Genomic DNA, 17,778 nt, shown 5'->3' on the forward strand with positions numbered 1-17,778 from the left:
CGGGCCTGTCCTCCTGCTCAAGGCGTCGGCGCGAGTTCGCGGGCCGGTTGTGTCTGCTCGTAGGCGTGACCGACCCGCAGCAGCACGCCCTCCCCCAGGGGGCGGCCGAGCAGTTGCATTCCTATCGGCAGCCCCGCCGCGTCGAGGCCGACCGGAACGGTCAGGGACGGTATGCCAGTGATGTTGGCCGGGGCCGAGAGGCGTACGTAGGCGTCGGAGATGTTCTCGACCGTGCCGTCTGGCCAGGTGATCAGCTCCTCGCCGGCTGCCGCCGCGGTGGCCGGAACCGTAGGGGCGGCGATGACGTCGACCTCGTCCATCAAGTGGCCCCAGGCCTGCCGCATCAGAGTGCGGGCGCGCTGGGCGCGCAGGTAGTCTCCGGCGGGCATGAGGTGACCGGCCTCAAGGAGAACGCGGACGTCCTCCTGGTAGAGCTCGGGAACCGTGCGCAGGGTCCGCTCGTGGTAGGCGGTGGCCTCCGGCACCATCAGGCCCCACTGGATGGCCTGGATGTAGCGCGTCATCGGAATCTCCACCTCGACGAGCCGTGCGCCGAGGGCCCGCAGCTGGTCGATGGCGCGCCGCACCGCACCTTCCACCTCCGCGTCGACGTGGTCGAAGTAGTGGTTGCGCGGCACGCCGACCCGCAGCCCGGCCAGATCCGCGCCCGCACCCGGCCGGTAGTCCGCCTCGGGCGCCACCAGCGAGGCGGGATCGCGGGGGTCCTGACCGGCGAGGACGGACAGAACCAGGGCCGCATCCGCCACGGTCCGGGTGATCGGGCCGACGTGGTCCAGCCACCAGGACAGCGGCGTGACGCCCGTGCGGGGGACGAGGCCGTAGGTCGGCTTGAGGCCGACGGCCCCGTTGAGCGCGGCAGGCACGCGGATGGATCCGCCGGTGTCGGTGCCCAGGCCGAAGGTCGCGGTGCCCGCGGCGACAGCGACGGCGGACCCGCCGCTGGAGCCACCCGCGATCCGATCGCGTTTCCAGGCGTTGCGGGTCTGAGGGGTGATCAGACCGTAGGCGAACTCATGGGTGTGGGTCTTGCCCAACAGGACCGCACCGGCCGTCGACAGACGTGCGGCGACGGTGCTGTCGGCTTCCGCGCGGTGGCCCGCGCGAACCCTGGAGCCGGCTGTCGTCGCCAGGCCGGCGACGTCAATCAAGTCCTTCAGCCCCATGGGAATGCCGTGCAGCGGACTCCGGAGGCGGCCGGCCGCGGCGTCCTTCGCGGCAGCGCGGGCTTCTCGGCGGGCTCGCTCAGCAGTGACGGCGGCGTAGGCATGAAGGTGCGGTTCCACCTTCTCGATGCGGCCGAGGACGGAGTCGACCAGCTCGACGGGGGACAGTTGACGTGCCCGGATCGCGTCAGCGGCTGCGGTCAGCGACAGTTCGTACGGCTGCACAGCGCTACTCCTCTCCCACACGGTAGGCGAAGGCGGGCGGGGCGTCCCCGAAGTCGAGCTCTCGCAGGACCGCGACGACGGAATGGATGTGGTTGAAGGTGGCCGCGACCGCGTCGTGGCGGTCGGCCGTCAAAGGGAGTCCGGTGCGGGCGGCCCAGCGGGCCACCTCGGGCGGAGTGAGTTCCTCGGCGGACACGGGTCTGTCTCCTGATGGGTGGGGTGACGGGAAGCCCCGACAGAGGCAAAAGCTAATGGTTTGCTTTAGGCGACCGTAGAGCCTACTGTCACCTAAAGCAAATTAATTGCGTTTGGAGAGAAAAGACCATGCAGACCCCGCCCTCCACCGCCGCCCCCTCCTGGACCGTGGGCGACATCACCGTCCACCGCATCGACGAAATCGCGTTGCCGCCCGCGACCGGCCCCTGGCTGCTGCCCGGCGCCACCACGGACGTGATCTCCCAACACGATTGGCTACGCCCGGACTTCGCCGACCACGAAGGCACCCTGCACCTCGACAGTCACAGCTTCGCGTTTGTCGTGGGCGGTATGCGCGTCCTCGTCGACACCGGCATCGGCAACGGCAAGGAGCGGGCCAATCCCGCCTGGCACAACCTGCAGACGGACTTCCTCGCACGCCTTGCCGCGGCCGGTTACTCCCCGGACTCCGTCGACCTGGTGATCCTCACGCATCTGCACGCCGACCACGTGGGCTGGAACACCCGGGAGGCGAACGGCGAGTGGGTGCCCACCTTCTCCAACGCCCGGTACCTCACCTCACGCACCGAGCGTGAGTTCTGGGCCACGTACGACATGGAGGAGCCGCGCAAGCAGATGTTCCGTGACTCCGTGATCCCGGTCGAGGAAGCCGGGCTGCTCGACCTCATCGACGTTCCGGAGGGAGGCGTCGAGATCGCCCCGGGCCTACGCCTGATCCCCACCCCGGGCCATACCCCCGGCCATCTCGCCGTCGAGCTAACCAGCCGGGGCGAGACGGCGCTCATCACCGGCGATTGCCTCCACCACCCGGTCCAGCTCGCCCAGCCCACCATCAGTGCCTGCGTCGACATCGACCCCGCGCAGTCGACGGCTTCGCGCCGCAAACTGCTCGCCTCCCTGGCCGACACCAACACCCTTCTGCTGGGCACTCACTTCGCACCGCCCACCGCCGGCCACGTCATAACCCAAGGGAACACCTATCGGCTCTCCCCCGTCCCCGCCGAACCAAGCTGACCCCACCGTGGGTCCCAACTGGTGCGGCTTTTACGACGCGTCGGCCCGGTGAGGCGGTAGCGTGATCATCATGACGCTTGAGAGCGAGGCGCTGGTCGGCGGTATGGCGAACGCAGGGGCGGTCTTCCGCCGCGGGGCGCTGGTGGAGCGCCCGGCGCCACGCAACGCGCGCGCTCTGCATGCGTACCTCGCTGCCCTGAAGGAGCACGGCTTCGACGCAGCGCCTACCCCCGTCGGTCTCACCGAGGATGGCCGTGAACAGCTCACCTTCATTCCCGGAGACGTGCCTCTGCCACCGTTCGCGGACTGGGCGATGACGAGGGCCGCCCTGGAATCGGTGGGGAGTCTGCTGCGGCGCTTGCATGAGACCAGCGCGGCAGTCGAGGTCGACGCCCGTGCCGAGTGGCCGGGGGACCTGGCCGACCCGGAGGGCGGAACGATGCTGTGCCACAACGACGTGTGCCCCGACAACGTCGTCTTCCGCGAAGGCCGTGCCGCTGCTCTGATCGATTTCGATCTGGCGGCTCCGGGCCGTCCGCTGTGGGACGTCGCCATGACCGCCCGCTACTGGGTGCCCCTGGTCGATCCCGCATCCGCAGCCCCGTTCTACCCTTCCGGACTGGATGCGCCCGCGCGGCTGCGGATCCTTGCCGACAGCTACGGCCTCTCGCCGCAGGACCGCACCGACCTGCCCGGCGTCATCGAGCGGGCCACCGAGGTCTGCCGGGCCTTCGTCGCCCGCCGTGTGGCTGACGGCGACCCCGTCTACCTCCAAGCGCTGGCCGAGCGCGGTGGATGGGGACGCTGGGACCGCATACAGACCTGGCTGGTCGAGCACCGCGAGATGTTCACGGCCGCCCTGCTGAACTGACCACACGGAGCTGCGGGGATGAAGCCGCTTGTTTTCCCGCCGGAAAGTCAGGTCAGTCGGGCGCCGTTGACGCGGCACCTCGAAGTGCCCGAAGGCCGCTCACGGATTGGTCCAGGCTTCTGGGTCCTGCGCGAGGTTCACGACCTCGTCCGGCAGTTCGGCCGCGGCCACATGGGCCAGAGTGACCTCGCCGAGGATCTTGCGGACGTTGGCGCGTACGGCGATCCACAGGGGCAGCAGTGACTCCGCCGGTCCGCCGTAGGAGAGTTCCGGCGGGCGCACACCCCGTACCGACACCAAGGGACCGTCCGCCAAGCGGATGACATCCGCGATGGCGATCGCGTCCGCCGGGCGGGCCAGTCGGTAGCCGCCGTTGCCGCCCCGCTGGCTGACGACGAGGCCACCCCGGCGCAGGTCGCCGAGGATGCCCTCCAGGAATTTGTGCGGGATGCCCTGCGCCGTCGCGATCGCCTCGGCCTTGAGGGAGGCCCCATCCCCTGCCGCGGCCAGTTCCAGCGCCGCCCGCACCGCATAGTCCGCCCGCGCCGAGATCCGCATGCCGCGATTATCCCTCATCGCCTTCTCCACCCGTCGGCGTTTGTGCCGTCAGGCGGGGAAGGTGAAGGACGGGTGCGTGCCGTTGAGGAAGTAGTCCCCGATCTCACGCAGCGTGTGGGCGACCGGCTCACGAAGGGTGTGCGTGCGGGCGTTGCGCCAGAAGCGGTCGAAGCCGTGGCGCGCGGAGGCGGCGTCGGCGCCGATGACGTCCAGAGCACGGGTGGTGATCTCCTGTGCCGCCCGGGAGGCGGCGGCCTGCGCCACGCTCGCCAGGACGGCGATCTCCGCACACTCCTCGTCATCCAGGTCATTCCACCGCTCCAGGCCGTGGAGCAGGGCATCCACCGCCTGGCCGGCGAGCGCGGATGCTCCGCGCGCGACGACGGCGAGTTCACCGTAGACGGTCAGCGCGTACGGATCCTGTGGCGGGCTGCCCGGCCAGGGGTGGGGCGACAAGGGCTGCCAGGGTGAACGCACGGCCCTTCCGTGCTCGTGGACCTCGGCCAGCAGTCCCTCGGCGACGCCCAGACAGTACTGGGCGGACACCAGACGCGCGGTCGGCACGGCCAGGGAGGCGAAGGGGGGCAGGACCGCCTCGTCCGGCGAGAGCGCGCCCAGCACATCGTCCGCCGCGATCGGCACCGCGTCGCACTCCACGGCACCGCCGGCGGCCAGACGCTGGCCGAACGTGTCACCGCTGCTGCCGCTCACGACGCCGCGGCGGGCGGGATCGACGAGGACGGCCAGCGGCTCGCCCGTGCCGTACTTGGCGGCTCGGACCACCAGCCTGTCGGCGACCCCGACACCCGTGGCGAACCGCTGGTAACCGTCCAGCAGGTACCCGTCTTCTCTCGGGGTCAGGATGAGCGGCGGCTCGTGGGCGGCGATACCCCCTCCCCAGCACCATCCCTCCTGCGTTGCCTCCCGCTCGACGCGGGCCGCATGGCCGGGGCCGGCGAAGAAGCGGGCGCTGAACGACAGGAAGTAGTGACTGCCGAGCAGATGGCCGATGGCCCCGTCGGCCGCGGCGATGGTTCTGACGACCGCGTAGGCCGTACGCCAGTCCGCGCCGCCTCCCCCGTGCTCAGCCGGTGCCAACAGGGTCAACAGCCCCGACTCGCGCAGCCGGGCGACCTCGTCGAACGGCGGATCGCCGCGCTGTTCGCGTTCGACCGCGTCCGTGGCCAGGTCGTCCGCCAACTCACCGGCGATGTGCAGCCAGTCGGCCTGCCCGGCTTCGGTGTCCATCACTTCGTCCGCTGTCACCGTCATACCCGCACCCCCTTCGGACGATGGTGACCGCGCTTTCGACTACGGCGACAACTACAGCTCAGTGCTGGGCTCATGACGTCTTCCTCCAAGGGGCCGAGGACAATGCGGTGCCCGGCGTGGCGGCGTGAGAGGGGCAGCGGTGCACGGTGACGCGTCGGCTTCCTCATCCTCACTCGCCCTCTCGACCACCGTCAACGCTTTCCTAGTACTTCGATAGGAATACTAGGGATAGTGGCCCGTCCCGGCCGATTCACCTTCCTGCGTGGCCAGTTCACATGGGCGGGGGCCGGACATCGGTCTACCAGCACCCGGGAGACCCCCTGCTGCTACGGGTCGGCCGCGCGTCCGCGCGCATCGGGCGTACGCACCGCAGGACGTCCTTTCCAGCATGTTGCGGACTCCTGTGCTCCGCATGTCGGCGTGTATCAGGGCCTTGTCCATCCCGTGAAGCAGCAGGGCGCAAATCCGGCATGAGCCACCGAACCCCCTTTTGTGGCACGTGACATGTGCGCGACGGGCTGAGAGCGTCTCTCCCCATCAAGGCAGTCCCTCCCTCCCTGGACGGATGGGCGGCGAAACCGCCCCCACTCCCCATGACTCTCTGGAGAAACCACATGTCTTCGCTCTCCCCCACCGGCAACAGGGCCCGCCGTCTCGCCCTCACGTCCGGCGCCGCCGTCCTCACCGGCGCCCTGCTCGCCGCCGGTGCCGCCACCGCATCAGCGGGTGCCGCCGCGGAACACCCCGGCGGCGCCTCCCTCGCGGCCACCGCCCAGGCGCTCGGCCTCGGCGCCCAGGAGGAGTTGGTCGTCAAGGACGTCATCAAGGATGCCGACGGCACGGTCCACACCCGTTACGAGCGCACCTACGCCGGACTTCCGGTCCTCGGCGGCGACCTCATCGTCCACCGGGCCGCCGACGGCACCGTCAAGGACGTCACCAAAGCCGTCAACGCTCCCATCAAGGTCGCCTCGCTCGACCCGAAGCTGACCCCCACTGCCGCCACGTCCGCCGCGATCAAGGCGGCCACGGCCGCGAAGACCGCGGGAGCCGCCACCAGCGCCCCCCGCAAGGTCGTCTGGGCCGTCGGCGGCAAGCCTGTCCTCGCCTATGAGAGCGTTGTCACCGGCACCCAGCGCGACGGTGTCACGCCGAGCAGACTGCGTGTCATCACCGACGCCGACACCGGCAGGAAGCTGTACGAGATCCAGCTGATCAACGACATAGCCGAGGGCATCACCGCCAAGAGCGGCTCCGGTGCGGCCACACCGGGCGGCTCGCAGGTCGGCGCCGTCGGCACCGGCGCCAGCCAGTACAGCGGCACCGTCAGCCTGAACACCACCACGTCGTCCACGGGATACTCCCTCGTCGACAGCGTGCGCGGCGGCTCCAGCACCGTCGACCTCAAGTACCGGACGAGCGGCAAGGGCACCGTGTTCACCGACGCGGACAACAAGTGGGGTACCGGCAGCCCCGCCAACAACCAGACCGCCGCCGTGGACGCCGCCTACGGCGCCGCCCAGACCTGGGACTTCTACAAGAACGTCCTGCACCGCAACGGCATCAAGAACGACGGCCGGGCCCCCGTCTCCCGCGTCCACTACGGCAACGCCTACCAGAACGCCTTCTGGGACGACGCCTCCTTCACCATCACCTACGGCGACGGCGCGAGCAACCAGCACCCGCTGACCCAGCTCGACGTGGCCGGTCACGAGTTCAGCCACGGTGTCACCTCCGCCACCGCGAACCTGCAGTACTCCGGCGAGTCCGGCGGCCTGAACGAGGCCACCTCGGACATCTTCGGCACCGCGGTGGAGTGGAACGCGAACAACGCCCAGGACAAGGGGGACTACCTGCTCGGCGAGAAGATCGACATCTTCGGCAACGGCAAGCCGCTGCGCTACCAGGACAAGCCGAGCAAGGACGGCCGTGGTTCGGCCGACTACTGGAGCTCCGGCGTCGGCGATCTCGACGTGCACTACTCCTCCGGTGTCGCCAACCACTTCTTCTATCTGCTGTCCGAGGGCAGCGGCGCGAAGGACATCAACGGTGTGCACTACGACAGCCCGACCGTGGACGGCTCCACGGTCACGGGCATCGGCCGCGACAAGGCTGTGCAGATCTGGTACAAGGCACTGACCACGTACTTCACGTCCACCACCGACTACCACGGCGCCCGCCAGGGCACCTTGAAGGCGGCCACCGACCTCTACGGCGCGAACAGCGCCGAGGTCAAGGCCGTGGACGCCGCCTGGGCCGGTGTGAACGTCAAGGCCTGACCCCGTGCACGACGCGGTGCCGCACTGGTCGCTGAACCGGTGCGGCACTGCCGCGATACCGTGGCTGCGCTCTGCCCAAGCCCCCCGGCATCCTCCACAGCACCTGGGACGGACCCGACGACCTACCCGTCGTAATCGCCGCGACCCACAGTCTGTCGCTGCGCTATCCGCACCCCGTCTTCCAGCAGCACGGCACCACACCCCGGGCCCTGATCCGTGCGACTAGGCGTCGAGGGGCCGGGAGCCGCGGCCCGCCCACCGCCACATCAGGCCGCCAATGCTTCGTGGAGCGTTGAGGGCTTGAGCCCGAAGGTGTTGCGGATATCGCTGTCGTCCACGATGAACGGACGCTCGGACATGTAGCTCATCTCGGCGAACTCCCGCCACAACGGATCGGTGAAGGAGAGGAGCGCCAAATCCCGTTCGGTGAGCGGCTCCAACCGCGGTTCGGGCGCTCCGTGGATTTCGGCGAGGCCGGTCGCGGCCTGGCGCAGGGTCGTAGTGATGACCGGGGCGTGCCAGGCCCGCCCCCAGGCGCGCTCGTCGCCGCTGACCGCCACCAACGCCGATGCGACGTCCTCGGTGTACGAAAACGAGTGCGCCGCATCGAGGTTGCCGTGGACGAGAGCCAGTTCACCCTGGCGGACCCGGGGCGCGACCAGCAACGTGAACGCTGAGACCGCGCCCGGGCCCAGGTACTGGCCGGCTCGTACTTCGGTGGCCCGCAGCCGCCCTTCGTCGTGGGCATCCTTGGCCTGCCGCCACAGTTCGGCCCTCACCCGGCCCTTTCGGGTGTGCGGGGCCATCGGAGTGCGCTCGGTGATCGGCCCGGTGGTCTGCTGATAGCCGTAGTGATTGCCGAGCATCACGTAATCGGCCCCGGCCCGCTCGGTCGCGGCAAGGATGGAAGCGAACAACGGCGGCATGGTCTCTGGCCAGGTCTGGTAGGCCGTCATGGCGGCGTTGAAGACGGTGGTCGCTCCGGCCAGTGCCTCGGCCAGCTCGTCGGTGCGGCCCGCGTCCAGGGCGATCCGTTCGATGCCCGGGTGGCCAGGTCCCCTGCCGCTGCGGGTTATGAGGCGGACCCGCTTGCCACTGTCGGCCAGTTGCCTCGCGGTGGCGATCCCGGTCGCGCCTGCTCCGATGACGATTGATTCAGCCATGACATTGGCTCCGTTTTCCCTCAAAGGTGGAACGTTCCCTGAAGCGGGAACGCGGTGCGCGCGGCCCTCTCGCTCGCCCAACTCTGCCGTGGACCGCGGGCTAGGATCAGTGGCCTGAAAGCCACGAGATCCAAGGATCCAGCCATGCACCGTGTCGCCGTCCTGGCCGTCCCCGCGGTCAAGCCCTTCGACCTGTCCATGCCGTCGGTGCTGCTCGGCGCCGCCGAGGTCAGCGGACGCCCCGGCTATGAGGTGACGGTGTGCACCGCCATACCCGGTACGCTCCCCGCCTCCGGTGGCATCGAGGTGGTGATCCGGCACGGCCTTGAGGCAGTCGTCGGGGCGGACACGGTGATCGTCCCCTCAACCGCCAGTCGGCACGACGCCGAGCCGGCCGCACTGGACGCCCTGCGAAAGGCGGCCGACGCGGGCAAGCGCATTGCCTCGATCTGCAGCGGCGCCTTCGTTCTCGCCCAGGCCGGGCTCCTCGACGGCCGTACTGCAACCACCCACTGGGCTTTGGCCGAGGAACTGCAGCGCGCCTTCCCTTCGGTGCGCGTGGACGCCGACCGACTGTTCGCCGAGGACGGACCGATCGTCACCGGTGCGGGCTCGGCCGCCGGGATCGACCTGTGCCTGCACCTGATCAGCTCGGACTACGGCGCGGCCGTGGCAAACGCCGCGGCCCGCGCCGCCGTGGTCACCCCGGTGCGCCACGGCGGGCAGGCGCAATTCGTGCAGACTCCACTACCAGCCAGGACCGACTCCTCATTGGACGTGGCCCGCATCTGGGCACTGCAACATTTGGACCAGCCGATCTCTCTGAACGACCTGGCCGGTCAGGCCAGGGTCAGTGTGCGGACCCTGACGCGGCGCTTCACGGCGGAGACGGGGGTGACCCCGTTCCAATGGCTGCTCCAGCAGCGGCTGCTGCGGGCCCGCGAGCTACTGGAGACCACCGATCTCACCGTCGACCATGTTGCCCGCCGCAGTGGCCTCGGCTCCGGTGAGTCGCTCCGCCAGCACCTGAGCCGCCAGATCGGCATGACGCCGGCCGCCTACCGCGGTGCCTTCACCCACCACCCGAGCGTGAAGACCAGTCAGTGACCACGCGCGCCCCGAGCCGGGCGTGGCGATTCCTGGCGGGATTGGATGCCCTTGGGGGCATGAGATCGGCGCAGGCCGCGGTACGACCCTCGGTTCCTCCGGGTCCGGTCAGCGGCGGGCTTTCTGCGGATTGCTCACGAGGACTCAGGTACCCCAGTTCGCGATCGAAACCGCGAGGTCGTTCCAGCGGAAGCGGCTCAGATCGGGGGTGTTGCATCCCTTTGGCTGGAAGAACTCGTCGCCGTGCCATTGCAGGAGATCAAAGAGCGACACGTCGAATCGGCACTGACTGAGGGAGGAGATGACAAAATTCCAGTCCTGCGTCCCCAGAAAACCTCGGTGCACCTTACTCAAGTCCGGGTATCCCAATCCCGCGTCCACGCACTTCACGTCGCCCTGCTCATCGATGTCCTCGAAGAAACACACCTGGGTAGGCAGGGAGTCAGGTGGCTGCGTACACACCGCCTCGAACGCTGCCTCCATCGACCGCTCCTCGGCATCGGCGCTCATACGGCGTGCCTCCGCGAGCATCGCTTCACGGTTGGTGAAGGCCCCCAAAGCCAGAGAAGAATCATAGATGAGACGCGTCATGAACAAGGGGCGCGCCACTTCCGTGTTCATACGCTCAAGGTCCTCGACCACTTCTCCATCGAGAACAACAGGAACATCAGGGTTGAAGTCACGCTTCCGCCCGGCGCGCGCCGGGCGGACAGACAACTCCGCGGCCAGCCCGTCGGGTATTTTTTCGGCCACTGCACTTTCAGGGTCACGCCCCGAGGGTCCAGTTTCTGCTCCTGAGGGTTGACGCGACATTCTCACCATCTCCTCATGGTGATCCTGACGCCCGACGGCAAAGCCTCCCGGTTAAAGACTCACACCTTGCCGCAGGCACGGGAAGTTCAGCAGGCAGGTGCTTCCTCGTTTCCATTCTACCCATTACGCCACGAAGTGGCCGGATCGGAACTCTCCAGGAAACGATGGCAACCCTGTCGGTAATGACCCGACAGCAACCTCCCGTCAGAATCCGATGGCATGGAGATCACCAACCGCACCGATCCCGTGGAGCGAGGTGCGGCTGCGTGACGGCCGTCGGGTGACGATCCGTGGCGTGCGCTGGGCGGCAGCGGCATGGAACTGACGAGAAACGCACATCGCCCTGCCGCCGAAGGCACGCAGTCGCTTCCGGGCAGGCTGTAGCCCGACTGACGGAACATCGAAGCCCGGGGGTCCAGGGGACCTGGGAGGTCGGCCTGAAGCCATCCCGGAGCTTCCATGTTCCGATGGCAAGCCCGCGCTCCAGAAGCAGCTACGGGCTGCCTCCCTAGTAGTACATGAACGCGGGGATCAGGCCGCCACCGCTGGCGTTCGGGATCGCTACCAGCTCGCCCGCCCCGACGCCCGCGCGATTCGCGGCGGAGACCACGTCGTAGACTGAGCCGTAGTTGCCCATCCAGTGCCACGAGCGGTCCGCCCGATGCTGCGCTTTGCAGGCTGCGAGGAGCTTGGTGCCCTGCTGGGCGGTGAGGACTTGGTCGGTCCGCGGCACGTAGCAGCTGGAGTTCGACGTTGCCGGCGCCTTCGGAACGGGTGTGGCAGAGGCAGGAATCGCCAAGCCGATGAGCAGCGCGGCGGCGGGAGTGGCCGCGGCGGCCAGGACGCGATGTCGGTTCATGGTTGACCTCCCTGGAGATAACCACCTGCTCGGGTAGCCCGGGCATTAGACCGACCGTACGGCCGTCGGCGCCACATCAGCCATCCGGGTGCGTCCATTCGGGTGATGGCACTGTTGCAGTTGAAGTCGTGGCGCCTCATCCGAGGCGTCGCGTGGCGTGGTCCCGGCAGCGGGTCAGGGGCGCCACCTGTTCCAGGTGGGCGTCGGGGAAACCGGTCGGCACTGCGCAGGACCGTGGCCACTCGTGGCCGAGCCCGGCCCCGTTGTCAGTGCCTCACCGTAGATTCCCCGCCATGGGTATCTACTTGGTCAGTATCTCCGCCGACGACTGGGACGACGACGAAGTCCTCAAGCCCACCGCACAGGCCTTGGCCGCCGAACTGAAACGCCTCGACCTTCCGCCGCTCATAGCGCCCCGGCCCCAGAATTTCGCCCCCGGATCAGGCATCACCTTCGAAGAGAAGCTCAACCGCCCGATGGACAGCTTCAGCTCCCTGTGCCGCACACAGGCCAACGGTCAGGATCACACGGGCGCGCTCCTCGACTGGGAGTTGCTCCTGCCCATCGCGCTTCCCCATCCCATCGAACTGCGCATGCCATCGCCCCACGGCGAAACGACGACCGTGCAATCGGCCCACGCCGTGCTTGCCGTCGCCCGGACGCTTGCCGACCAGCTGGCGCTGCCGCCGCAGATTCCCGCGTACTGCGACAACCTCGCCCTCACCAACTGGTTCACCAGCGCCGAAGCACAGCGCTCAGCCACAACGCACCCGGGCCCCTGGCACGACGACCTCGACGCCGCCTTCTACACAGCGATGTACTTGCGCGCAGCCGAACACAGTCTGCGCAACGCTTGCCCCCTCTACTACTCCTGACCAGCCCCGAGACCCGGCCGACAACCGGGCCCGAGTCGCCGCCGTCGTACGGACGATCCGCGCTGCCACCCGCACCTCGGCGTCGCACCGCTACCGTGGCCAGATGGGCCGTACCCGGCCGCTACCGCCGGCGTTATTACGCTCAACCCGTCCCGGAGGAGGGCGGTTGGGCGAAGGAGGCACGGTAGGCGCGCGGACTGGTCCCCAGGCGGGAAGCGAAGTGCTGGCGCATGGTGATTTCGCTGCCGAAACCGCACCGGCGGGCGATCTCGGGCATGGGCAGATCGGTACGTTCGAGCAGTTTTTGGGCCGCCGCGACGCGATGGCCCAAGAGCCAGTTCAGCGGCGTAGTCCCCGTCGCCGCCGCGAAGTGCCGGGCGAAGGAACGCGGCGACATTCCCGAGCGGTCGGCGAGCGCGGCCACGGTCAGCGGTTCGCCGAGGTGCGTCAGGGCGAAGGCGCGTACCTCGGCCAGCACGTCGACGTCACGGTCGACGGCCGGCGTCGGATGTTCGATGAACTGGGCCTGGGTCCCTGTCCGAAAGGGTGCGGTGACCATGGAGCGGGCGATGGTGGCGGCGGCCTCCGCCCCGTGTGCGGTGCGCACCAGGTGCAGGCACAGATCGATGCCCGCGGCGGTGCCGGCGGCCGTCCACAGGTTGCCGTCCTCGACGAACAGGGCGTCGGGTTCGACCCGCACCCGGGGGTGCCGGGTCTTCAGCAGATCGGTCAGTGCCCAGTGGGTCAGCGCCCGGCGTCCGTCCAGCAGTCCTGCCTGGGCCAGGGTGAACGCGCCGCCGCACAGTGCGGCGATGGTGGTCCCCCGGGCGTGGGCGCGACGCAACGCAGCGAGAACGGGCTCGGGGGCCGGGGTGACGTGGTCGTCCAGGCCCGGCACGAGGATCAGCTCGGCGCGGGGCAGCCAGGCGAGCGTGCGGTCCGGCGTGAGCGTGAGGCCGCCTCGCATCGCTACGGGCGCGTGAGTCGCGGCGACCCGGCGCAGTTCGAACGCGGGGACTCCGTAACCGGTACGGTCCGCGCCCCACACTTCGGTGATCACCGATACGTCGAAGGCCCGGATCCCGGGGAAGGCGAGCAGGGCGATGCGCTGGGCCCGTAGAGGTTGCGTCACCGTGGCAGTAAACCATCGATCGCTGTCTTCCGGTCCTCTGGGACAGGGCCGGCCAGGGCGGCAGGATCATGGGCATGGAGATCACACAGAACGCGGCACTGGTAGTGGTGGACGTGCAGAACGGCTTCGACGAGTCGGAGTTCTGGGGCCCCCGCAACAACCCGGCCGCCGACGAGAACATCGCCGCACTGATCGCGGCCTGGCAGCGCACGGACCGGCCGGTCGTCTTCGTACGGCACGACTCGTCCAAGCCCGACTCTCCCCTGCGGACCGGGTCCGAGGGCAACGACTTCAAGGAGTACGTCCAGGCGCGGCGCGGCAAGGGCGCCGGTCCGGAGCTACTCGTCACCAAGTCCGTGAACTCGGCGTTCTACGGCACCCCGGAGCTCGACAGCTGGCTCAGGGCTGCGGGCGTCACCCAGTTCGTGCTGGTCGGCATTCAGACCAACATGTGCGTGGAGACGACTGCCCGCATGGGCGGCAACCTCGGCTACGACGTGCTGGTCGCCCTCGACGCCACCCACACCTTTGACCTGACCGGTCCGAACGGCTGGCATCTGACGGCCGACGAACTGGGTCGAGCCAGCGCCGTCTCGCTGCACGGCGGAGGCTTCGCCCGCGTGGTGACGACCGGCGAGCTGGTGGCCGCCGTCCGCTGCTCCCGGCCATGACTGTGGCGGAACCTGGGACCAGGCTGCGGTGACTATCGTGCCGCGCGACAGGAATACATTGACCAGGCGTGCCAGAACCTCGGCGCGAGGGGATCCGTGCGGCCCCTCCCGGGGTGACCCGCCAGTCGGCCCCTCGCCCTGGACTACACCCACGCTCGGCGCACAGACCGCATCGCGGACGTCCCGCCGATGAGTTTCGGGCGGTCGTGCGGTCTGCCTGTCGACGAAGGGAGCGCACCATGCGCAAGATCATTGTTTGCACGTTCCTGACCCTGGACGGCGTCATGCAGGCACCGGGTGGTCCGGAAGAGGATGCAGAGAGCAACTTCACCTACGGCGGCTGGCAGAAGCCGGTGAGCGACGACGAGGTCGGCGCGGCCATCGGGGGTTGGTACGAGCTCTCCGACGCGATGCTGCTCGGCCGCAAGACATACGACATCTTCGCGTCGTACTGGCCGACCGCCGATCCCGACAACCCGTTCACCCATCGGATGAACACCATGCACAAGTACGTGGCGTCTCGGACCCTGACGTCCGTCGAGTGGCAGAATTCCACCCTGCTGGAAGGCGACGTCGTCGATGCCGTACGTATGCTCAAAGCGTCCGACGGCGGCAACATCAACGTGGTGGGCAGCGGCGACCTCGCCCAGACCCTCATGCGGCACGACCTCGTCGACGAGTACCGGCTGACCATCCACCCAGTGATCATCGGCACTGGCAAGCGGCTGTTCGCCGACGGAGCGATCCCCACGGCATTGGAGCCGGTCAGCGTCTCGACGACGACCAGTGGCACCGTCATCGGCGTCTACCGCCCGAACGGTAAGCCCACATACGACAGCTACTAGGTGACCCGCCACCCGGCCTCCCCGACGTCGCCAGGAGGCCGGGGGCAGCCCGCTGCGGACCTCCTCGCGGGGAGGTGCCCATGCTGCGGAATTCGTGGTGCTGCTCACTGTTCGGGAAGGAAGCCATCGGGCTGGAGACGAAGACGTCGTGCGAGGTCTCGATCTCGGGAGGGCCGGGTTCGGTTCGGCTCAATGACGTGTCGGCCCCCTTGGCCCCCGGCTCCTCTTCCGCAAGGCGTCATCATCCCTCCGCCGCGGAACGCAGTGTCAGGGCCAAGGCGAGGTGCCGTCCTCCAGCGAACGGTAGTACGGAATGAGCGCCGCCCGGCCTCCGTCGCCCAGAGCCACCGCGATGCGCTGCATCCGGGCGCCCTTGAGGTCTCCGGCCACCAGGACGCGCGGGTGCTGAGCCTCCGGCGGGCAGTAGCCGTCCGGGCCGATGACCAGGCCGGCAAGGGCGGACGGCTTGCTGCCCAGATTGCCGAGCGCGACATCGGCACGGGCCGAGCGGCTCGCGCCGTCCGGGTGGTACGCGGTGACGTCGTACCCGCCTCCCGGACGCTCGGCGATCTCGACCCGGATGGCCAACGTGAAGCGGACCCTGCTGTCGTCGGCCATCTCGGCGGTCTTGTAGCTGTCGTGAGCGGTGTGGAGTACGTGGAGGTGGGCGTCCGTGTGCGGGTGGGCGCGCAGCCAGGTGCCCAGGGGGCGGTCGGCGCCCAGGACGACCACCTCTCGCCCTTCGAGCTCCTCGGGGGTGGCGCGCCACAAGGGGGGTACGTGGGCGGCCTCGGTCGACTCGATCCAGTCCACGTCCTGGGGGGTCAGTGCCGTGACTCCTGTCGCCACCACCACGGTTGCCGCCGTGAGCTGGGAGCCGTCCGCCAACGACACTTCGGCCCGGTCGCGGTGTCCGGTGACGGCGGTCGCCCTGGCCTGCACGACGGTGAGACGGCCCGCGTCCTGGTGCCTTGCGATGTCCGCCGCGAACGCCGCGGCGAGCTGCGGGCCTGTCAGCCAGGCACCCGGTACGTTCTCCAGTGCGCCGATCGCCGCCACTTTCGAACCGACCGCGACCGCTTCCACCAGCGTGACACTCATCCGCAGGCTCGCGCCCATCACCGCAGCCGCCACGCCCGCCGGGCCGGCGCCCACCACCAGCAGGTCAACGGGCTCGATGCCGCTGGGTGCGATGCTGGTCATTCGCGTACACACTCCTTTTGTCCGCGCGTCTCCCACGCGCCTTGGGCGTGACCGTGTCCGGCCGCTCCGGGCCCGTGGTCATCCGGGGTCAACGTCCGGGCGGGCGAGGGCGTCACCCGCCGTGTCGTCGAAATCGTACGGGCCGCCAACAGGCAGCCCGCGGGCTGTGCCATCCGTCCGTCCGGACTTCGAGGCCGCCCAACAGCCCCCCTTTCTGACGTACGAGTCATCGGGGAACGCTGCCATCAGGGGGCGACCGGCTGGATCTGCCTCGACGCGGACTCCGAGCTGCTGCCCGTCCAGAAAGACCTGAACACCGACGTCTACGCCCGCGGCTTCAACGCGGATGGCTCCACCACCGGCCGCTTCCCCGACGCACGACTCTCCCCGCTCGCCTTCGGCGACCAGAACCGCCCGGGTCTCGGGATACGGCCGGACGGTACGTTCGACCTCTTCTACACCGATGACTTCGACGGCAACGGCTACCACGAGGTCTTCTGACTGTCCGGCCTGAAGTACACCGGTATGGCGCCCCGACCCACCCGGGCGAGCCCGCCGTCAACCCGCCCTGGCCGCGCCCCCGTTGTTCGGACCGAGGACCCGCTGCACCCCGTCGAAAGTCACCCCGCACCCATCGAGCACATCCCGTACGACACCGGGCCGTGCCGTCAGGGCGAGGAGCAGGTGTTCGTCTCCGATGGTCTTGTCCTTGCGGGCCAGGGCCACCCGCAGGGACTGCTCGAGGATCATCTTGGCCTCCTTGGTGAACGGCCGGTGTCCCGAACCCGTCCGGCGCTGCCGCCCCGCCTGTCGGCCGCTGCGCGCCAATGCGCCCTCGCCGTGGACCTCTTCGACGCGCGACACGATCTCGGTGACATCGATCCCGAGCCCGGCCAGGGCCTCGGCGTCCGCCGCCGAGACCCCGCCGCGCCGCCGCGCCTCGTCGAGCCCGCCCACCACAGCCTCACGCTGTACACCCAGAGCGTCCAGCGCGAACGCCCCCTTGGTGCCCCGGGCGTCGAGCAGCGCGAGCAGCAGGTGGCCGGGGTCGACCCGGGTGTCGCCGAGTTGCCCGGCCAGCCCCACCGCACCCTTGACCACGGCCCGGGCGCCGTCCGTCAACCGCTCGAACATTACTGCCTCCCGTATTTCTTGTGCACGGCCTGCCTGCTCACCCCGAGCTCGGCGGCGATCTCCTGCCAGGACCAGCCCTGGTTGCGCGCACTGCGTACCTGCACGGCCTCGAGCTGTTCGAGCAGGCGCCGCAGCGCAGCCACCGCGCGCAGCCCGATCCTGGGGTCACGATCCCCGGCCCGTTCGGCGAGATCCCTTGCGTCGTTCATATCGTCAACCTAGGTTGACAGCCGCCTTCCTGTCAACCTAGGTTGACGAGAACGGATAGCCTGCCAGCTACAGAGCAGGGGGGGGGGGGGGGGGGGGAGGGGGGGGGGGAGGGAACAGCGGTACGCCGCCAGAGACAACAGAACCACA

The 17,778-nt window shown here is 69.1% G+C and carries 19 protein-coding genes; 7 read left to right on the forward strand and 12 right to left on the reverse strand.

Annotated elements, in window-relative coordinates:
• Positions 1 to 17 precede the first annotated feature (17 nt).
• On the reverse strand, positions 18 to 1,409 hold the full coding sequence (locus tag ACZ5ID_RS28210) for an amidase (RefSeq protein ID WP_468903359.1): 1,392 nt from the start codon (positions 1,407 to 1,409) through the stop codon (positions 18 to 20).
• Positions 1,410 to 1,413: 4 nt separating this feature from the next.
• Positions 1,414 to 1,605, reverse strand: a complete 192-nt coding sequence (locus ACZ5ID_RS28215) for a hypothetical protein (RefSeq protein WP_468903361.1) — start codon at positions 1,603 to 1,605, stop codon at positions 1,414 to 1,416.
• A 128-nt stretch (positions 1,606 to 1,733) separates the two neighbouring features.
• Here ACZ5ID_RS28215 and ACZ5ID_RS28220 point away from each other — a divergent pair, with 128 nt between their 5' ends.
• Together ACZ5ID_RS28220 and ACZ5ID_RS28225 are read left to right on the forward strand one after the other, a co-directional pair.
• Complete coding sequence (locus ACZ5ID_RS28220; protein WP_468903364.1) at positions 1,734 to 2,639, forward strand: MBL fold metallo-hydrolase; 906 nt, start codon at positions 1,734 to 1,736, stop codon at positions 2,637 to 2,639.
• Between the two features lie 70 nt (positions 2,640 to 2,709).
• Positions 2,710 to 3,510, forward strand: coding sequence for an aminoglycoside phosphotransferase family protein (locus ACZ5ID_RS28225; protein ID WP_468903471.1), 801 nt, complete (start codon positions 2,710 to 2,712; stop codon positions 3,508 to 3,510).
• A gap of 99 nt (positions 3,511 to 3,609) precedes the next feature.
• Here the strand turns inward: ACZ5ID_RS28225 and ACZ5ID_RS28230 are convergent, their stop codons facing one another.
• Both ACZ5ID_RS28230 and ACZ5ID_RS28235 read right to left on the reverse strand, forming a co-directional pair.
• Positions 3,610 to 4,068, reverse strand: a complete 459-nt coding sequence (locus ACZ5ID_RS28230) for an RrF2 family transcriptional regulator (RefSeq protein ID WP_468903366.1) — start codon at positions 4,066 to 4,068, stop codon at positions 3,610 to 3,612.
• 48 nt (positions 4,069 to 4,116) lie between these two features.
• The gene (locus ACZ5ID_RS28235; RefSeq protein WP_468903368.1) at positions 4,117 to 5,340 is read right to left on the reverse strand and encodes an acyl-CoA dehydrogenase family protein; all 1,224 of its coding nucleotides are present in this window, start codon (positions 5,338 to 5,340) and stop codon (positions 4,117 to 4,119) included.
• Between the two features lie 614 nt (positions 5,341 to 5,954).
• Between ACZ5ID_RS28235 and ACZ5ID_RS28240 the strand changes: the two genes are divergently transcribed.
• Positions 5,955 to 7,619 (forward strand): M4 family metallopeptidase, encoded by a 1,665-nt coding sequence (locus tag ACZ5ID_RS28240; RefSeq protein WP_468903370.1) that lies wholly within the window; start codon positions 5,955 to 5,957, stop codon positions 7,617 to 7,619.
• 266 nt (positions 7,620 to 7,885) lie between these two features.
• Here the strand turns inward: ACZ5ID_RS28240 and ACZ5ID_RS28245 are convergent, their stop codons facing one another.
• The gene (locus tag ACZ5ID_RS28245; protein WP_468903372.1) at positions 7,886 to 8,806 is read right to left on the reverse strand and encodes an NAD-dependent epimerase/dehydratase family protein; all 921 of its coding nucleotides are present in this window, start codon (positions 8,804 to 8,806) and stop codon (positions 7,886 to 7,888) included.
• A 120-nt stretch (positions 8,807 to 8,926) separates the two neighbouring features.
• Between ACZ5ID_RS28245 and ACZ5ID_RS28250 the strand changes: the two genes are divergently transcribed.
• Positions 8,927 to 9,889 (forward strand): GlxA family transcriptional regulator, encoded by a 963-nt coding sequence (locus ACZ5ID_RS28250; RefSeq protein ID WP_468903375.1) that lies wholly within the window; start codon positions 8,927 to 8,929, stop codon positions 9,887 to 9,889.
• 144 nt (positions 9,890 to 10,033) lie between these two features.
• Here ACZ5ID_RS28250 and ACZ5ID_RS28255 read toward each other — a convergent pair whose 3' ends face one another.
• Positions 10,034 to 10,642: a hypothetical protein gene (locus tag ACZ5ID_RS28255; RefSeq protein ID WP_468903377.1), complete on the reverse strand. Its 609-nt coding sequence runs from the start codon at positions 10,640 to 10,642 to the stop codon at positions 10,034 to 10,036.
• A gap of 568 nt (positions 10,643 to 11,210) precedes the next feature.
• Positions 11,211 to 11,561 carry a hypothetical protein gene (locus tag ACZ5ID_RS28260; protein ID WP_468903379.1) on the reverse strand — a complete coding sequence of 117 codons (351 nt, stop codon included), beginning with the start codon at positions 11,559 to 11,561 and terminating at the stop codon, positions 11,211 to 11,213.
• A gap of 293 nt (positions 11,562 to 11,854) precedes the next feature.
• Here ACZ5ID_RS28260 and ACZ5ID_RS28265 point away from each other — a divergent pair, with 293 nt between their 5' ends.
• Complete coding sequence (locus ACZ5ID_RS28265) at positions 11,855 to 12,436, forward strand: hypothetical protein (RefSeq protein ID WP_468903381.1); 582 nt, start codon at positions 11,855 to 11,857, stop codon at positions 12,434 to 12,436.
• Positions 12,437 to 12,578: 142 nt separating this feature from the next.
• Here the strand turns inward: ACZ5ID_RS28265 and ACZ5ID_RS28270 are convergent, their stop codons facing one another.
• Positions 12,579 to 13,568: a GlxA family transcriptional regulator gene (locus tag ACZ5ID_RS28270; RefSeq protein WP_468903383.1), complete on the reverse strand. Its 990-nt coding sequence runs from the start codon at positions 13,566 to 13,568 to the stop codon at positions 12,579 to 12,581.
• Positions 13,569 to 13,642: 74 nt separating this feature from the next.
• Between ACZ5ID_RS28270 and ACZ5ID_RS28275 the strand changes: the two genes are divergently transcribed.
• Both ACZ5ID_RS28275 and ACZ5ID_RS28280 read left to right on the forward strand, forming a co-directional pair.
• On the forward strand, positions 13,643 to 14,239 hold the full coding sequence (locus ACZ5ID_RS28275) for a cysteine hydrolase family protein (RefSeq protein ID WP_468903386.1): 597 nt from the start codon (positions 13,643 to 13,645) through the stop codon (positions 14,237 to 14,239).
• A gap of 239 nt (positions 14,240 to 14,478) precedes the next feature.
• Positions 14,479 to 15,084 carry a dihydrofolate reductase family protein gene (locus ACZ5ID_RS28280; RefSeq protein WP_468903388.1) on the forward strand — a complete coding sequence of 202 codons (606 nt, stop codon included), beginning with the start codon at positions 14,479 to 14,481 and terminating at the stop codon, positions 15,082 to 15,084.
• Between the two features lie 267 nt (positions 15,085 to 15,351).
• On the opposite strand, the gene ACZ5ID_RS28285 is transcribed toward ACZ5ID_RS28280, so the two are convergent.
• From ACZ5ID_RS28285 to ACZ5ID_RS28300, 4 genes are all read right to left on the reverse strand, one after another.
• Positions 15,352 to 16,287: an FAD-dependent oxidoreductase gene (locus ACZ5ID_RS28285; RefSeq protein WP_468903390.1), complete on the reverse strand. Its 936-nt coding sequence runs from the start codon at positions 16,285 to 16,287 to the stop codon at positions 15,352 to 15,354.
• Between the two features lie 78 nt (positions 16,288 to 16,365).
• Positions 16,366 to 16,776, reverse strand: coding sequence for a hypothetical protein (locus tag ACZ5ID_RS28290; RefSeq protein WP_468903392.1), 411 nt, complete (start codon positions 16,774 to 16,776; stop codon positions 16,366 to 16,368).
• Between the two features lie 69 nt (positions 16,777 to 16,845).
• Positions 16,846 to 17,421 carry a Clp protease N-terminal domain-containing protein gene (locus ACZ5ID_RS28295; RefSeq protein WP_468903394.1) on the reverse strand — a complete coding sequence of 192 codons (576 nt, stop codon included), beginning with the start codon at positions 17,419 to 17,421 and terminating at the stop codon, positions 16,846 to 16,848.
• A complete protein-coding gene (locus ACZ5ID_RS28300; RefSeq protein WP_406551107.1) occupies positions 17,421 to 17,630 on the reverse strand; it encodes a helix-turn-helix domain-containing protein in 210 nt (69 codons plus the stop codon). The genes ACZ5ID_RS28295 and ACZ5ID_RS28300 overlap by 1 nt, the downstream gene beginning before the upstream one ends.
• Positions 17,631 to 17,778: the final 148 nt, after the last annotated feature.

It is taken from the genome of Streptomyces sp. NPDC031670 (genome assembly GCF_055580545.1).

Coding starts and splice junctions, on each gene's coding strand:
- ACZ5ID_RS28230 (WP_468903366.1), bottom strand. CDS start 4,068: ATGCGGATCTCGGCGCGGGCGGACTATGCGGTGCGGGCGGCGCTGGAA.
- ACZ5ID_RS28295 (WP_468903394.1), bottom strand. CDS start 17,421: ATGTTCGAGCGGTTGACGGACGGCGCCCGGGCCGTGGTCAAGGGTGCG.
- ACZ5ID_RS28240 (WP_468903370.1), top strand. CDS start 5,955: ATGTCTTCGCTCTCCCCCACCGGCAACAGGGCCCGCCGTCTCGCCCTC.
- ACZ5ID_RS28275 (WP_468903386.1), top strand. CDS start 13,643: ATGGAGATCACACAGAACGCGGCACTGGTAGTGGTGGACGTGCAGAAC.
- ACZ5ID_RS28285 (WP_468903390.1), bottom strand. CDS start 16,287: ATGACCAGCATCGCACCCAGCGGCATCGAGCCCGTTGACCTGCTGGTG.
- ACZ5ID_RS28300 (WP_406551107.1), bottom strand. CDS start 17,630: ATGAACGACGCAAGGGATCTCGCCGAACGGGCCGGGGATCGTGACCCC.
- ACZ5ID_RS28225 (WP_468903471.1), top strand. CDS start 2,710: ATGACGCTTGAGAGCGAGGCGCTGGTCGGCGGTATGGCGAACGCAGGG.
- ACZ5ID_RS28260 (WP_468903379.1), bottom strand. CDS start 11,561: ATGAACCGACATCGCGTCCTGGCCGCCGCGGCCACTCCCGCCGCCGCG.
- ACZ5ID_RS28265 (WP_468903381.1), top strand. CDS start 11,855: ATGGGTATCTACTTGGTCAGTATCTCCGCCGACGACTGGGACGACGAC.
- ACZ5ID_RS28220 (WP_468903364.1), top strand. CDS start 1,734: ATGCAGACCCCGCCCTCCACCGCCGCCCCCTCCTGGACCGTGGGCGAC.
- ACZ5ID_RS28235 (WP_468903368.1), bottom strand. CDS start 5,340: ATGACGGTGACAGCGGACGAAGTGATGGACACCGAAGCCGGGCAGGCC.
- ACZ5ID_RS28250 (WP_468903375.1), top strand. CDS start 8,927: ATGCACCGTGTCGCCGTCCTGGCCGTCCCCGCGGTCAAGCCCTTCGAC.
- ACZ5ID_RS28280 (WP_468903388.1), top strand. CDS start 14,479: ATGCGCAAGATCATTGTTTGCACGTTCCTGACCCTGGACGGCGTCATG.